The organism is Streptomyces sp. NBC_01264 (genome assembly GCF_026340675.1).
In the GTDB taxonomy this organism is placed as follows: Bacteria; Actinomycetota; Actinomycetes; order Streptomycetales; family Streptomycetaceae; genus Streptomyces.
The window spans coordinates 155,117-171,692 of record NZ_JAPEOX010000004.1; the positions used below are offsets into that span (position 1 = coordinate 155,117).

5 protein-coding genes are annotated in these 16,576 nt (G+C 74.9%); all 5 read right to left on the reverse strand.

Annotated features, from left to right (window positions below; genetic code table 11):
* Positions 1 to 23: 23 nt before the first annotated feature.
* From OG435_RS46190 to OG435_RS46210, 5 genes are read right to left on the reverse strand one after another with little or no spacing between them, the layout of a single operon-like run.
* The gene (locus OG435_RS46190; protein WP_266887468.1) at positions 24 to 953 is read right to left on the reverse strand and encodes a phosphotransferase enzyme family protein; all 930 of its coding nucleotides are present in this window, start codon (positions 951 to 953) and stop codon (positions 24 to 26) included.
* Positions 950 to 2,371, reverse strand: coding sequence for a condensation domain-containing protein (locus tag OG435_RS46195; protein ID WP_266887470.1), 1,422 nt, complete (start codon positions 2,369 to 2,371; stop codon positions 950 to 952). The genes OG435_RS46190 and OG435_RS46195 overlap by 4 nt, the downstream gene beginning before the upstream one ends.
* On the reverse strand, positions 2,368 to 7,863 hold the full coding sequence (locus OG435_RS46200) for a non-ribosomal peptide synthetase (protein WP_266887472.1): 5,496 nt from the start codon (positions 7,861 to 7,863) through the stop codon (positions 2,368 to 2,370). The genes OG435_RS46195 and OG435_RS46200 overlap by 4 nt, the downstream gene beginning before the upstream one ends.
* A gap of 5 nt (positions 7,864 to 7,868) precedes the next feature.
* Positions 7,869 to 12,071, reverse strand: coding sequence for an amino acid adenylation domain-containing protein (locus OG435_RS46205; RefSeq protein ID WP_266887474.1), 4,203 nt, complete (start codon positions 12,069 to 12,071; stop codon positions 7,869 to 7,871).
* Entirely contained in the window at positions 12,068 to 16,546 is a 4,479-nt protein-coding gene (locus OG435_RS46210; protein WP_266887476.1) for an FkbM family methyltransferase, read from the reverse strand. Before OG435_RS46210 ends, OG435_RS46205 begins: the two co-directional genes overlap by 4 nt.
* Between the last annotated feature and the right edge of the window lie 30 nt (positions 16,547 to 16,576).

Genomic DNA, 16,576 nt, shown 5'->3' on the forward strand with positions numbered 1-16,576 from the left:
CGCGCGGATCACGGGTGGCCGGCCTACGGCTGAAGCTGCGGCCAGCGGTCGGACAGAGACTTCGCGAGGTGGTGCATGGCGGCGGCTGAGCGCCCGGCGGGCAGGCGGCGGTGCTCCCGTTGCCAGCGGTGGCGGCGCAGCGCGACGAGCACGGCCGCGTACAGGGCCGCGTCGCGCACCAGGTCGCCGTTCAGCGCGGCTGTGCTGCCCTGCTGGTAGCCGGCCAGGAGGTGGCGGGCGCGTCGGGGGGAGAATCCGCGCCGGCCGCACAGGCCGAGCAGCGCCATCCCCACGTCCAAGTGGGGCAAGTCCAGCGAGCCGTCCTCCCAGTCGAGGAAGACCAGGCTCCGGCCGCCGCGGACGACGATGTTGTCCGGGAACAGATCGCCGTGGACCGGAACATGGGGGCCGTCGTGCTCGGTGACGTGGCCGACGGCGTGCCAGGTGGAGCGCGCCCACTGGGCGAACGGCCCGTCGGGCAGCGTGGCGAGGGTGTCGGCGTCGTCGCCGTGCAGTCGCAGGTGCGGGGGCAGCGCATTGTCGAAGCCGGCCGCCGCGGTGCGGTGCACCCGCCCGAGGAGGAGCCCGGCCTCGTGGACCAGGCGGACCGGTAGCCGGGCGGGGCTGCGCCCGTCGACGAAGTCGCAGACGATGACCGGCCGGCCGCGGTGGCGGGTGACCCAGCCGCCGGCGCGCAGCGGCCGCAGCCGCGGTGCCGGGGCGCCGGTGAGCTCCAGGTGACGCAGGAAGCGTGCGTACTCCTCGGCCTGCGCCGGCGACTTCTTGTTCAGCACGGTCACCACGACCGTGCCGGTGGCCGTCTGCGCCTTGAGGTGGGCGTTCTCCATTCCGCCCGGCAGAGGTCGTGCCCGGCGCAGCGTCAGGCCGTACGCGTCGAGCAGCTCGGCGGCGTCCAGCTCGGAGAGCGGCTCCGCTGCCGCAGCGGTGCTCACCGGGCCTCCGGCCGGGGCGTAGGCAGGGTAGCGGTGATGTCGGCGAGGGTGGTGCGGGGGTTGGTGACGGCGCGCAGCGCCTGGTCGAGGCCGGTGAGCGTGGCCTTGATGGCGGGCCGGGTGGCGGTGTCGGTGCGCCAGGTCAGCGTTCCGGCCAGATGGCCGGCGTGCTCGTCCAGGACCCAGCGCTGCTCGATGCTGGTCGGCGCGAGGCGGGGGCCGACCCGCTCCAGGTCGACGTCCTGGCAGTGCAGGCCGTCCAGGGTCAGCGAGGTGGTGCGCATCGTGTTGAGCGCGAGCGTGACCCGGTACAGCGGGCCCGGCCCGAGGGCGCCGGTGTCGCGCAGGTCCTGGTAGAGGTCCTGGATGGGCAGGGCCTGGTGCTCGATGGCCTCGGTGACGGCGGTGTTCGCCTGCGTCACCAGATCCCCGGCGGTCATCGTCGGGTCGACGTGCAGTCGGATCACGGCGGTGTTCACGAAGTAGCCGATCAGGTGCTCGGCTCCGGGCCGGGCCCGGTTGGAGATCATCATGCCGATCCGCACGTCCCGCTCGCCGTCGGCGTGGTGGAGGACCAGGGCGAGCGCGGCGAGGAACGGTCCGGCCACGCCGCCGCGCTGCGCGCTGGTGGCCGCGGTCTCGCGCAGGCTCCGGACGAGGTCGGCAGGCACGAGGACCGGGTCGCCGTCCACCCGGCTGAGGCCGTCGGCCGGTGGCTCGGCCCGGTGGCCGGGCAGTGGCGGGGCGAGTCGGCGGCGCCAGTAGGCGAGCTGGCGCTGCTCCTCGGGGCCGCCGCGCTCGGCGCGCATCTGCCGGCTGTGGGCGGCGAAGCTGCGGGGGATGGCGGGCAGGTCCGCGTCCCGCCCGGCCCGGGCGGCGTTGTAGAGCTCGGACAGGTCGCGGTAGAGGACGCCGATGGACCAGCCGTCGCTGACGGCGTGGTGGATCTGCAGCAGCAGGACGTGCCTCTCCTGGTCCAGGCGTAGCAGGTGGACTCGGAAGAGCGGGTCGTGGCGGGGGTCGACCAGCTGGGCCGGGGCGTGGCGCAGCAGTTCCTCGGCCGTGGGGAACTCCTGCCCGGCCGCGAGGTCGAGCGCCCCGAGGCTCATCGGGTTCGGGGCGCGGTCGGTGACGAGCTGGACGGGCGCGCCATCGGGCCGCCGGCGGAAGGTGGTGCGCAGCGCGGACTGCCGGGCCACGAGCGCGGTGACGGCGCGCCGGAGTGCGGCGATGTCCAGGGGGCCGTCGATGCGGATGGCGCCGGTGTCGATCGGGCGCAGCGGGGTCGGCGTGCCCGGAGTGGGCCAGGAGCCGTCGGGTAGGACGAACTCGGCGTCGAACAGGCGCTCCTGGCCGGGTGAGAGCGGCGCGATGTCGGTGACGAGCGAGGGCTCGCCGGCGGCGGTGGTCGCGGTCATGCGGGCTCTCCCTCGGCGGCGGGGTGGTCGGGGATGCCTCCGAGGAGGGTGTGCAGCAGTACGAGGCGTTCGCCGCCGGGCAGCAGCCAGCGAATGCGGTCGAAGTCGAGGCCGTGCACCGGGGCCAGAGCGAGGCCCGCTCCGATGGCGGTGTGGCACAGCAGTTGGCCGATGTAGCCGGCGTTCAGCAGGGCGAGGGGTTCGGCGTCGCATCCGTACAGCGGGGCGGACTCGGCGGGGTCGGTCGTCAGGAAGAAGCTGAACGCCGCGGTGTTCGCCAGGGGCCGGTTGGCCGGGCCGAGGTGGATGCCGGGGTCGAGGTCGATGTCCGGGGCGTGGGGGGTGAGGTCGTGGGCGTCGGGGTGGTAGCCGTACAGGCCGCCGGGCAGGCCTTGGATGCGGCCGGGTCGCACGTGGAGGTGGACCTGGACGGCGTACAGGCCGCCGGCTGAGGGGTAGAGGAAGGCGGGTCGGCCGCCGGCGTCGGTGCGGCGCAGGCTGTCCAGCAGGTCGGCGAGCGCCTCCAGGGTGACCGGGCGGGGGTCGAAGGTGCGCGGGGTGCGGCGCCGGGCCCGGATGTCCAGGTGGCCGGGTGCCCGTTCGGGCAGGGTGCGGGACGCGGGCGCCGGGCCGTGTGCGGGCCGGGCGGCGCGGAAGGCGGCCCGCTCGGCGGGGTCGGTCAGCTGCGGCCAGCCGGACCACACTCCCGGCGCGGCCGGCACCAGGTCATCGGCGGGCGCGTAGTTGTGCTGGAGGAGGGTGCGCAGGGTCGGGGCGGCGTAGAAGGCCTTGAGGTCGGGGCGCCGGCCGGTGTGCTGTTCGACGGTGTTGGCCAGCCGGATCACGTCGACGGAGGTGATCCCGAAGGCGAGCAGGTCCTCGTCCAGGCCGGGCCGGCCGGGCATGATCGCGGCCAGCGCCGCCCGCAGCTCCTTCTCCAGGCCGGTGTCGTGGCGGGCGTGCCCGGTGGCGGGCTGCGGTGCCCGGTGGCCGGGGTCTGCGGCGAGGCGTTCCAGCGCGCTGCGGTCGACCTTGCTGGTGGCACTCAGGGGCAGCGCGGGCAGGATGGTGAGCGCGGCCGGGAGCATGTGGGCGGGCAGGCGGCGGGCGAGGTCGGCGCGCACCGCGTCCGGGGGGCGAGTGGTGACGGCGAAGGCGGCCAGGCGCAGGTTGGTGCGCTCGCCGGTGGCGACGACGGCGGCCTGCTCGACGCCGGGCACCGCGCGCAGCGCCGTCTCGACCTCGCGCAGCTCGACGCGGTAGCCGCGGATCTTGACCTGGGCGTCGCGGCGGCCGAGGAACTCCAGGGTGCCGTCGGGGCGCAGGCGGCCCCAGTCTCCGGTGCGGTAGAGCCTGCGGCCGGTGCGGCCGTCGAAGACGAACGCGGCCTCGGTCAGCTCCGGGGCCTGCCAGTAGCCCAGCGCGGTGCCGTGGCCGCCGATGTACAGCTGTCCGGGGACGTGTGCGGGACACGGCAGCAGCTGGTCGTCGAGGACCTGGACGCTCTGCCCGGTCATCGCGGTGCCGTACGGGATGCTCGACCAGGCCGGGTCGAGGTTGCCGATCTCGTGGAGGATCGACCAGATCGAGCCCTCGGTGGCGCCGCCGAGGCTGACGATGCGGCACTTCGGGGCGCGCTCGCGCAGCCGTCCGGGCAGTTGCAGTGGGATCCAGTCGCCGCTGAGCAGGCACACCCGCAGGCCCTCCAGCACCGTGTCGCCCGGGGGCAGGGTGTCCAGGAGCAGGTCCATCAGTACCGGCACCGAGTTCCACACGGTGACGTGCTCGGCGCGGGCCAGGGCGGTCCAGGCGGCGGGGTCGAGGCGCTGGTCGCGGGTGGGCACCACCAGGGTGGCGCCGGCCGCGAGGGTGCCGAGCAGGTCCCAGACGGCGAGGTCGAACGTGGCCGGGGACACCGCCAGCACCGCGTCCGTCGTACCGATGCCGAAGCGCTCGTTGACGTCGAGGACCGTGTTGAGCGCTCCCTGGTGGGAGATCATGACGCCCTTGGGCCGGCCGGTGGAGCCCGAGGTGTAGATCACGTACGCGAGGTCCTCGGCCGTGCGGCCGCGCTGCGCCCGGCCCACCGCCATATCGCCGGCGGGGGTGGCGTCGTCGGTGAGGAGGACGGTCAGGCCGCCGGGCAGGCGGGTGCTGGCCCGGGTCTCCTGCTCGGTGACGACGACCGCGGCACCGGTGGCGGCCAGGAGGTCGTGGAGGCGTTCGGCGGGCCAGGCGGGGTCCAGGGGAACGTAGGCGTATCCGGCGAGCAGGACGCCCAGCGTGGCGGCGACCTGCTCGCGACCGGGTCGGCACAGTACGGCGACGAGTTCGCCGTCAGGCTCTGCGGCGGTGACCTGGCCGGCGATCTGCCGGGCCGCGTCGGCGAGTTCGCCGTAGGTAGTGCGCTCGCCGTCGCACACGATCGCGGTGCGCCGCGGGTGCCGGCGGGCCTGCTCGATGAACGGCTCGTGCAGGAGCCGGTTGCCACCGAGTGGCTCGGCGAGCTCGGGTGCCGGCGCGGGAGCGCCGAGGCGGGGCCGCTCGGCGGCGCCGGGGTCGTCGATCAGGGTGCGCAGCTGGGCGGCGTGGTCGTCGAGCATCGCCTGGACCTGGCCGTCGGGCAGGCGGCCGTCGACGGTGTCGAAGTTGATCACGAGGTGGCCGTCGGCCTGGTAGGTCTGGTAGTCGACCAGGACCTGCGGGGTCTGGCCGATCCCGAACCCGATGGTGCCGGGGAACGGGGTGGCCGGTTCGGAGCCGGGCACCTCCAGGTCGAGGGTGCTGGTGAACACGACGGGCGCGGCGGCCGCGGTCCGGTCCCGGGCTTCCCGCAGGTCCCGCAGGACATCGACTCCGCTGTAGCGGGCGTGGTCGAGGTCGGCCCACAGCTGGCGCTGCAGCGCGCGCAGTCGCTGGGCGAACGTCGGCGCGCCCAGGTCGATGCCGGTCAGGACGGTGGAGGTGAAGTCGCCGACGATCTGGTTGATCTGCGGATGGACGTCGGGCCGGTTGTAGATGGTGGTGTTGAGCAGGAAGGTGCTGCTGTTGGTGAACCGTCCCAGCGTCTCGGCGAAGACGGCCATCAGCAGCGCGGACAGGGTCGCGCCGTGCGCGGCGGCAACTCGGCGCAGTGCGGTGAGGTCGTCGGCGGGCAGGCGCAGTTGCAGCCGGGAGAACCGCGGCCCGCCGGCCGGGGCAGCGGGTTCGGGCAGGAGCGGCAGCGCGGGCGGTGCGGGCAGGGCCGGGAGCTTCGCCCGCCAGTAGGCGCGGTCGCGCTCAAAGCGCGGGCCGGTGGCCAGGGCGGGCAGGTGGGCCACGTAGTCGGCGAAGGTCAGCTCGAGCACGGGCAGTTCGGCGCCCGGGTCCTCGTAGAGGGCGCGGGCCTCGCGGTAGAGGATCTGCCAGCTCAGCGCGTCGCCGATGAGGAGGTCGAAGCTGAGGAACAGGCGGGTGGTCCCGTCGGGCAGTAGGGCCGCCTCGATGGTGAACAGCGGCCAGGTGCCGGTGTCGCGGCGGGCGTGGGCCAGGCGCTCGCGCACCTGGGCGAGCTGCGCTTCGGCTTCGGCGTCGGTGCGCAGGTCCGTGGTGTGGATCCGGTAGGGCGGGACGTCGGTCAGGATCTGCTGGCGGCCGTCGGGGGTGGTGACGGCGCGCAGCATCGGGTGGCGGTCGATCAGGGCCCGCCACACGGCGGTCAGCCGCTCCAGGTCGACGTCGGGCAGGTCGGCCTCGGTGTAGAGGTGGGAGTCGACGCCGCCGAGGTCGAAGTCCGCGTTGCGTCCGGTCCAGTAGGCCTGCTGGATGCCGGTCAGCGCGAACGGCTGCCCGGCGCCGGCGGGCGGGGCTGGGGTGAGCGGCGGTAGCGGGTCGGGGGCGGTGGTCTCGGCGGTGAGGAGGTGGCGCACCCGGGTGGCCAGCGCCCTGGGGGTGCCACCGGTGAGGAGGTCGCCGAGGGTGAGATCGACGCCGAGCGCGGTCCGTAACCGGGTCGCGAGCCGCAGCGCCAGCAGCGAGTGCCCGCCCGCTGCGAGGAAGTCGTCGTCGGCGCCGACCGGCTGGCCGAGGACGTCGGCGAAGGCGTCGGTCAGCACCCGCACCAGCGGGTCGCTGCCGTCGGCCGTCCGGCCGGGCGCCGGGAGGTCGCCCGTCTGGGGCTGGCGGGGCTGGAAGGGGGTGAGGTCGCTGGTGGCAGCGGCCAAGTCGGTGACCTGAACCGTCGCCTCGCCGGCCAGCCGGTGCAGCATCGTGTGCAGGGTGTGCAGCGCGGCGCGGGCGTCGTCGTCACCTGTGCGGGTGCGGTCGTTGACCAGGCGCAGCCGCAGTCCGTCGAAGGTCTCGACGACCAGGGCGAGCGGGTGGCGGGTGCGTCCGCCCTCGGACCGGATCCCGGCAGTCTCCAGCACCAGGCCGGGCCGGGAGCCGCGGTCGCCGGTGTGCGGGTAGTTGGCGATCGACACCACGCTGTCGTACAGGGCGCCGCCCGGCGCGAGGTCGGCCCCGGCGTACAGGTCCGCGGTGGAGCAGGCGCTGTTCGCCTCGGCCTCGGCGAGCAGGTCCTGGATGGCGCTCACCCAGCGGCCGGCGTCCCCTACCGGGGCGGGCAGCCGGATCGGCATGGTCGTCGCGACGGGCCCGATCAGGTCGGCGACGCCGGGGAAGGCGGCCGTGCGCCCCGAGAGGGTGACTCCGACGGCGATGTCGTCGCGGCCGCGCTGCCGGGCGGCGACCAAGCCCCAGCAGGAGATCAGCACGGCCGCCGCCGTGGTGCCGTGCGCGCGGGCGAAGCCGTCCAAGGCCTCGGCGGTGGCCGCGTCCACGGCGAGGTGGTGCTGCCCGTGCCGCTCCTGGTCCGGGAGCAGCGAGTGCTCGGCGACCGCGGGCAACGGCTGGTAGCCGGCCAGGTGCCCCGCCCAGTACGCCCGCTGCCGGCCGCGGTCCTGGGCGGCGAGCCAGCGCGCGTACACGCCGAACCCCGCCCGCTCGGCCGGGACTCCCCCGGCGTAGCGCTGCAGGAGTTCGTCGACGAGCGCAAGGTGCGACCAGCCGTCCAGCACGCCATGGTGGTGGGTCCACACCAGGTGGTGCCGCTCACCGTCGAGGTGCTGGACGACCAGGCGCAGCAGCGGCGGTCGCGTCAGGTCGAACGGCTCGGCCCGCTGGGCGCGCAGCAGCTCTTCCAGGTCGGCCTGCTGGCGGTCGGTGTCGTGACGGCGGCTGTCCACGACGCCGATCGCGCTCTCACTCCGGGTGAGGACGACTTGCTGCGGATCGGCGGCCAGGTTCCAGGCGAGGCCGGTCCGCAGGATCTCGTGGCTGGCGATCATCCCCGCCAGGGCGCGCTCCAGGCGGGAGACCTCCAGCGGCCCGGCCAGGGGGAGAACGGCCTGCTCGACGAACAGGGCGTCCTCGGGGGCGGCGAGCGTGCCGAGAAGGAAGCCCTGCTGCACGGGGGTTGCGGGGTGGACTGCGGCGATCGTGCGGTCGGTCATGATCGTCATCCCTCGAACGTGGCGGTGATCCGGCTCAGGTCGGCGGCCGAGAGCCCGGCCGGCCCGGTGGCGGTATGCGGGCGGATGGTGAGCGTGGAGGCCGCGCGGCGGGCGAAGGCGTCGGCGAGGCGCTGGACGGTGGCGGCCGGGATGAACGCCTCGTCGAAGCGCCACCTGACCTCGACCGTCTCCGGCCCGGTCCACACGACGGCCTCCAGGCCGAACAGCGGGTTCGCGGCGGTGTCCGGAAGGTCGGGGCCGCGGCCGGCCGCGAGGTCGCCCAGGTAGTTGAGCGCCACCGGCGGCAGCGCTCCGCTCCAATCCCGGGGCTCCTCGATCCGGCGGTGCAGGGCGGCGGCCAGCGCCGCCGGGCCGGCAAGCACATGCGGCTCGGCCCGCAGCGGCCGGAAGTCGGTGAGCCAGCCCACCGCGGCCGCCAGGTCGAGCCCGGGCCGGTCACGGCCGTGGAGCTCCACGCACAGCGCGGGCGGCAGGTCCGGGCGCACCTCGGCGAGCGCACGCAGCAGCCCGGCCCCCAGCACGGCGAGAGCCCAACGCGGAGCGTCCCGGTGTCCTTCGGCCAGGGCCCGGCGGGCGTCCACGCTCAGCCGCGAGGCGGCGGTACGGCACGCGGTCGGCCCGCCGGACCCGGGCCAGGTGGGGAAGGGCGTGGTGGGCCGTCCGTCCTGGTCCCGCAGCCACACCGCGTACCCGTCTCCGTGCCGCTGCACCGGCTGGGCCGGGCTCGCGTAGGCGTGCCAGAGCTCCTGGTTCAGGCTCTGCAGGGAGACGACGTCGGCGACCAGGTGGTGGACGATCCACACGACCCTCTCCGCCTGTCCGGCGGAGCGGATCAGGCACAGGCCCACCAGCCGGCCGGCGAGGTCGATCCCGTCCTCCACCTGCTCCAGGGCGGCGGCCACGGCCCGCTCCCGCTCGGCGGCCGGGACGCCGTCCAGGTCGAGGACGTGCACGGGCACCGGGCCGGGCTCGCCCAGCCGGGCCGTCCACCGGCCGTCGGCGTGCGTGAACGACGTCCACAGCGCCTCGTGCCCGGCGACGGTCGCGGCGAGCGCCCGCTCCAGGCGCCCGGTGTCGACCGGGGCGGGAGCGTTGGCGCTCCACCGCACGGTCCACCGCTCGGGCCGGGCGGCGGCGCGCGCGAGGAACCCGGCCTGGTGGGGCGTCAGCGGCACGGGCCCGGGCTCCACCGCATCCCGCACGCCGGCCGGACGCGCGGCGGCCGCGATCCGGCGCAGGGTCCGGCGCTGAAGGATGTCGTGCACGGTCAGCTCCAGGCCCGCCCTCTGCGCCCGGCCGGCCAGCAGGACCGCCTTGATGGAGTCGCCACCCTCGGCGAAGAAGTTGGCGTCCGGGCTGCTCGGCGGCGCGGAGAGGACCTCGCTCCACAGCGCGGCGACCACGGCGAGCTGCGGGTCGGCCGCGTCCAGCGCCTCCCCGGTGACGGGCGCGGGGCGTTCGGCCAGAGCCCGGCGGTCGACCTTGCCGTTGCCGCGCAGCGGCAGCCGGTCGAGGACCTCGTACCGGTCGGGGCGGGCGTAGAACGGCAGCCGGTCGGCCGCGAGCGCGGCGGCGGCCTCGGGCAGGGCGGCCGGGTCGGCGTCGGGGGCGGGGACGAGGAACGCGGCGAGCACCGGTGTGCCGCCGGTGGTGGTGACGGCGGCGGTGACGGCGGCCGCCGTGATCCCGGGGTGGCTGGTCAGGACGGCTTCGATCTCGCCGGGTTCGATGCGGTAGCCGTGGATCTTGAGCTGGTCGTCGCCGCGGCCGAGCATCACCAGCTGCCCGCCGGGGCCGAGGAGGGCGAGGTCGCCGGTCCGGTAGGAGCGGGTGCCGGTGTGCGGGTCGGTGGTGAAGCGGGCGGCGGTCTCGGCAGGCCGGTCCAGGTAGCCGGCCGCGACACCGGGCCCGGTGACGACGAGTTCCCCGGCGGTGCCGGGCAGGGCGAGCCGGCCGTCCGGCGTGCGCAGCTCGATCGTCGTGTTGTGGATCGGCGTGCCGATGGGCACCGGTCCGGCCGCGGGGTGCTCGCCCAGGCGCAGGGTGTGGGCGCAGCAGCCGACGGTGGCCTCGGTGGGTCCGTACTCGTTGGTGACGAGCAGGCCGGGTGCGTCCAGGAGGTCCAGGGTGGCGGCGGTCAGCTGCTCGCCTCCGACGACCAGGTGCCGGGCGGCCCGGGTGATCTGGGTGCCGGTCAGGAAGGTGCTGAGCAGGCGCAGGCCGCCGGGGGTGACCTTCAGCGGGCTCAGGTCGCGGGCCCGGGTGAGGGCTGCGGCCAGGTCCTTGGGTTCGTCGGAGGGCAGCAGGGTGACGGCCTGTCCGGTCAGCAGCGGCAGGAACAGGCTGGTGATGGTCATGTCGACGCTGATCGATGAATGGGCCAGGGTGCCGCTGCCGTCCGCGGTGCCGTAGCGGCGTGAGGCCCAGCCGAGGTAGTTCATCAGCGCCGTGTGGCTGATGGGGACGCCCTTGGGGCGGCCGGTCGAGCCGGAGGTGTAGATCACGTACGCGTCCGTCTCCGGTCCGGCCGCGACCGGCTCGGGTCCGGCCGCCGGGGTGCCGGTCGGCAGCGTGTCGATGCGGAGCACGGGCGGACAGTCGGCCGGCGGGAGGTCGGGGCGGTGCTGGTCCGTGACGAACAGTCGCGGGTCGGCGTCGGCGAGCAGGTCGGTCACTCGGCTGGCCGGGAGGGCCGGGTCGATCGGTACGAACGCGGCGCCGCGGCGGGCGACGGCCAGCAGCACGGCCAGCAGTGGCGCCCGGCGGCTCATGGAAACGGCCACCCGGTCCCCGGGGGCCACGCCCCGGTTGGCCAGCGTCCGGGCGAGCTCGGCGCTCGCGTCGTGCAGTTCGCGGTAGGTGACCTCTTGGTCGTCGTCGCGGGCGGCGTAGGCGGCCGGGGTGCGCACCACTTGGGCGTCGAACGCCTCCACCAGGGTGGTGGGCGCCACGGTGCCGGCCCTGGCCTGGTCGGCGCCGTGCAGGCGGCTGTCGGAGGCGTACGGGTCAAGGATCCGCGCGGCCGCGAGCCCGGCCGGGGTGTCGAGGTGGTCCGGCAGGCCGGTGCACAGGGCGGCCAGCCAGTCGGCCAGGCGTCGGGCGCTCTCCTCGGTGACGGCGGCGCGATCCGCTTCCACGGTGAGGCGGAGCCGGCCGCCGATGTGCAGGGAGTGCAGGTCGAGGCGGATGCGGTCGGTCGCGGCCCGCAGCGCTTCGACGGTGACGTCCAGGCCCGGTCCGAAGTCCAGCGGGGGCGCGTCCACGTGCCGGAATCCGACGGTGAACTCGCCGCCCGGCAGCGGGTGGGTGAAGAAGTCGCCGAACCGGGCGGCGAACAGGTCCTCGCGGTGGCAGCCGCGGACGGCATCCGCCAGCGTGTCGGCGGTCTGCGGGCGTAGCGGCATGGGGACGCAGCGGCCCAGCAGGCCGATCGTGTCCGGCAGCTGCTCCACCGGTCCGGGGGTGAACAGGCCCAAGGCCCCGTCCTCGCCGGGCGCGATGCGGTTCAGCAGCAGCCGCCACACCGTCACCACGACGGCGTCCACGCCGACCTCCAGGTCCCGGGCGAGGCGGACGAGCCGGTCTCCGGCAGCGTCGTCCAGCGGCACGGGAAGGTGCAGACGCGGGCCGGGCGCGGCGGTGCGCATCACCAGAGCGCGGGCCAGGTCCTCCGCCAGGGGGTCCAGCCGGCGGGTCTGCCAGTGCTCGCGGCCGGCGTCGGCTCCCGGGTCGGTGAGCAGGCCGGTGAGGAAGGCGTCGACCGTCTGCGGGTCCGGGCCGCCCGCCCCGGCGGCCTTGGTCCGGTAGCCGGCGGCGAGGGCTGCCGCGGCCCGCCGCAGGCCGGTGGTGTCCACCGAGCCGAGCGCTGGGCTCAGGCAGAGGGTGTGGCTGCCGTCGGCGGTGCGGACGAGCCGGACCAGGGGCTTCTCCCCGCCGGTGGCGGTGGCGTCGAGGCGGCGGCGCAGCGCGGGGTGCTCGCGCACGGTGTGTTTGGCGGCCTCGCGAAGTCGGTCGGCGTCCAGCGGTCCGGTCAGCCGCAGTTCGAGGATCGGGGTGGTGAAGGCGGCCTCGGGGTGGGAGGCCAAGTGGAGGTGCTGTGGTGCGGCCGGTGCGACGGCCGGGCCGTCGGCGGCGTCGATCTGCCACACGGTGGTGGCGGTGGCGTGTCGGGGGCTCGAGGTGGTCACCGGGATTCGCCGTCCTCTCGCAGGTTGGCCAGTCGGTCACGGAGCAGGTCGTGCACGGTGGCGGTGCCGGGCCGCAGCAGGATCCGCAGCCGCTGCAGGGGCAGTTCGGGCAGGGTGCAGAGCGCGGCCAGGACGAGCGGGTACGCCTCGACCAGCCACGGCGGATCCACGGGGTGGCGGGCGTGGGCGTCGAACCGCAGCAGCGCGCTCGCCCCGTCAGCGTGCTCCTGGACGTCGAGCATCAGCGGGTACGGCACCGGCCACAGGGCCGGTTCGCTGCCCGTGATGGTGCAGCCGTCGAGGCGCAGCGGGTGCGTGGCGGGTGGCTGGAGGGTGAAGAGCGTGTCGAAGACCGCACCGGCGCCGTCGGCGACCAGCCCGTAGGGCACCTCGGCGTGGCTCAGCGCCTCGGCCGTGGCGGCAACTGCCGTATCAAGGTGCCCGCCGGCGGTGGCGGACCAGTCGAAGCGGACCGGGACGGGGACGAGGTTGGCGAAGAAGCCGACCGTGTCGGCGAACGCCTCCTCGTTGCGGCCCGCGACCGGGCAGCCCGTCGCCACCGCATCCGTGCCGGCCGCGGCCGCGAGCAGGAGCTGCCAGGAGGCGAGGTGGACCGCGACCGGCGTGACAGACCGGCTTCGCGCCGCCGCCCGAACCGAGCCCATCAGGTCGGAGCCCAGTGCGAAGCGAAGGTGGCAGGGCTCGGTGGGCAGCCCGGAGGGCGTGCTCCAGGGGCGGGCGGCTGCCCGGTCGAGCGCGGCGCGGACGGCGGCCGCGCCCGGGTCGAACGTGCCGCTCTCGCGCCGCCGGAGGGCCGCAGCACTGTACTGGGCGAACGTCGCACCGACCGGAACGCCGGCCAGGGCCTGCGGATCCGTGTACGCGGCGCCCAGGTCGCGCTGGAGGACGTCGACGGACCAGCCGTCGGCCGCGCTGTGGTGCAGCATCAGCAGCAGCACATGGTCGTCCGGGCCCAGCCGCAGCACGGTCGCGCGCAGCATCACGTCCCGGCCGATGTCGAACGTCGCCTGGAAGAACCGGCGGGCCAGCAGGTCCGCCCGGCCGGCACGGTCGGTCTCCGGCAGGCTCGACACGTCGTGGACCTTGATGTCGACCCCCTCGCAGGCGGTCAGCCGGCGCTGCATCAGCGCCCCGCCGCCGTCGACCAGCACGGTGCGCAGGGCCGGGTGCCGGGCGACGAGCGCCTCCAGCGCCGAGCGCAGCCGGCCGAGATCGAGCGGGCCGGCGATCCGGTTCGTCAGGGGGATGACCTGGGCGTTTCCGCGCTCGCCGATCGCCTCCGCAGCCCAGACGCGCTGCTGCCCGAGCGACGCAGGCGCGGTGTCCGCGTCCGGCGGCAGCTCGTTGGCAGGCCGCTGCCACGCGCCCGCCTGCCGGGCCGCCCCGCGGATGGTCGGATGCGCCAGGAGCTCGTGGACCGCCAGCTCCACTCCGTGTCGGCGAAGGCGCGCGCAGATCACCGCGGCGGTCAGCGAGTCGCAGCCCAGCGTGAACAGGTCGTCGTGGACGCCGATCGGTGCGACCTTGAGCGTCTCCTCCCACACCGCTGCGATCCGGCGCTCCGTCTCGGTCTGCGGCGCGACGTACGGGGTGGTGGACGCCGTCTCGCCGGGGAGCCGGTAGGCCTCAGCGGCCAGCGCCGCGGCCTGTTGCGAGACGGGCCAGCGCACCCGCGACGACACCCCGGTGGACGGGAGCTCACCGGCGATCGGGGCCGCGGCGGCGGCCTGCGGCGCGGTGAGGAGCCGCCAGTCCAAGGTCGCGGCCGCCGAAGCATCTACCAGGTCGGGCGCATCCGAGAGGTTGAACCGGGTCCGTGCCGCGTCGGCGAACTCCAGGGCTGGCCGGTTGCGCGGGCCCGGCGTGCCGGTGAGAGCGATGCCGTCCAGGCCTCGAGCGCCGGCCCGCCCGGCCAGCTCTCGCAGGACGCACCACTCGACGTTGCGTCCCAGGGCGCGGCAGCTGACGAAGAAGTCCCTCACCCGCAGCACCCGGCCGTCGGCGTCGGCCGAGGCGAAGCCGACGAGCCCGTAGTCACCGAAGCGGTCGCGCACCCGGACCGACAGCGCCACCCCAGTGGCACCGAGGACCTGACGGACTGTTCCCGGCGTATGGCCGCGCAGCGCCAGGTTGAACTGGGTGGTGCGGGCCGCGAGCTGCGCGATCCGCTCCACCTCGTCCTCCGTCGCCTCGGACACCTCCACATGGAGATCCAGCTGCTCCAGGTACTCAGCCGTCGTCGCCGCCTGCGCCGCAGTCCTCCGGCGCCGGGCCTCCCCCGCGATCAGGGCCGCCCGCGCGCGGTCCTCCGCGGTCCCGGTGCCCTCCAGCGCCAGCTGCCACGTACCACGCAGGGCGGCGGTGAAAGCCTCAGCCTCGGCGGGCAGGTCGACGACCGTGACTCCCGGGTACGCGATGGCCACCTCGGCCCGCTCGGCCGCGCTGTCGTCGACGAAGACCAGCGACTCCACCCCGAAGCCGAGCTCGTCGGCGATCTCACCGACGGCGACGGACTTCGGGCCCCAGCCCGCTCGCACCACCGTGAAGTCCCCCAGGCCCAACGGCATGTCCGGGTGGGCGGCGAACACCGCCTCCAGGTCGCCCGGGTTGTTGCGCGAGCACAGGCACAGCACCCGCCCGGCCTCCTGCTGCGCGCGCAGCGCCTCCTGCACCAGCCGGTAGGAGCCGCCCGTGTCCACGTTCTCGGGCCCGATCTCGCCGCATACTCCGCCCCACAGCGTGTTGTCGCCGTCCACGACCACGGCCTTGACCACTGGCCGATGCGCGGAGGTCATCCGTCGCAGCACCGCCTCTGCCCACGCCAGCACCACACGCGGCTTCTCGGCGGCGACGTCGGCCGGTGTGAGGGGCGGCGGCTCGACCCAGGTCAGGCCGCGGGCTGCGACGGCCTTACGGGCGATCTGCGTCTCGGCGGGCATCGCGCCGGGGCGAGAGGTCACATACAGGGGCAGGGCTGAGGTCTGGGCCCAGCGTTCGGCGGCCGCGATCTGGCTCTCCATCCACGGGACTTCGGGGCGCGAGGCGCCGGGCCGCAGCCCGTACAGCATGTAGATCTCCGATCCGGCGAACAACGCGTCCTGTTCGAGGACCGTCTCGAAGCCCCAGCGCTGGAGGAGGGTTCTGAGCCTGTCCACCCGTCCGTCCCGGTCGTGGACCTCGGCGACGACCTGGCCGATACGGGGCCAGTGCTCGTCGTCGAGCCCGGCGAGGACGTCCTCCTCGGCGCGCTCGGCGTCGACCTTCAGGAGGTCGATGCGGCTCACGGCGTTGTCGCGGATCCAGTCCGACAGGCGGATCACCGGAACCTGGAGCTCCTGCCGCTCGGCCGTACGTGCGCGGGCTGTCGGCGCGAGGGCCTCGGCGACGGCCGCTCGCAGCTCGGCGGGGAGTCCGGGAAGTGCCTCAGCCTGGTGGCGGGCGTACTCCCCCACGATGTGCTGGTCGCCCTCGGCGTCGGCGTAGAAGCCGGACTGCAGCGACGACTGCGGGTAGAAGGTGAGCGCCCGGACGCCTGCGCTCGCTCCGGCAGCAGCGCAGCTCACCGTGCCGCTGATCCCGTACAGGCTCATGTTCGTCTGCAGTGCGCGGGCCACGATGGGGACCGGCTCGAAGGCGTGGACCGTGACCTTGCTCGCCTGCGCGGCGGCGAACAGAGCGAACATCCCGATGTTGGCCCCGACATCGACGACGGTGTCGCCGTCGCAGAGCTGCACGCCGTGTCGCAGGTACTGGTTGCGGACGACGATCTCGTCGTAGAGCTCACGTGTCTCGTTCGCGTTCGTCTGCGCGATAGGGCGGCCGTCCGGCAGCGCTCCCAGGCCCGTCCCCAGCGCGGTCTCACCTTCCGGGGCTGCCTCGTGCTTCGGCTGCGGGAGGTTACCGAGGCCCTGCTCCAGGATGACGAGATTCGCTCCCCACGCCGCCGGCCGGAGCCCTCCTCCAGCCGGCCCCGACGACGCCTGCGTCTGCTCGGTCTCGACGCGGTGCACCGTCACGGGCAGCCCGACCGCGTACCCCCAACCGCGAAGCGCGGTGGTCACTTCAGCAAGTCCGGTACCCCCCAGGACCTGGGTCTCGAAGCCCAGCGGCCCGGCCTGCTCCGCGGCCTGGGCCACGGTCAGGTCCGGTACAGCAGCCAGAGAGTGCAGTACGGCTTCAACTAGGCCGGCGAGTGCCCACAGCCTGTCCTCGTCGGCGACTCCGGGCAGAGCGCTGAGGGTCCACTCCCAGCCCGCCGGAACGACGCGGACCGAGCAGACGAGTGGAGACAGCGCCGGGGGCGGGGTCTGCCCGGCCGCCGAAAAGCGGAACGCCGGCAGCGCGCTGGAGTCGATCAGCTGCTGCAGGCCCGGGAGCCCGCCGACCTTGGTCAGCGGCGGCGAGCTGTCGGCCCACCGTGCGCAGAGGTGGCGGATCGCGGCTTGCGGAAGCACCTGCAGAGCCTCAACCCGCGATGGCTCCCC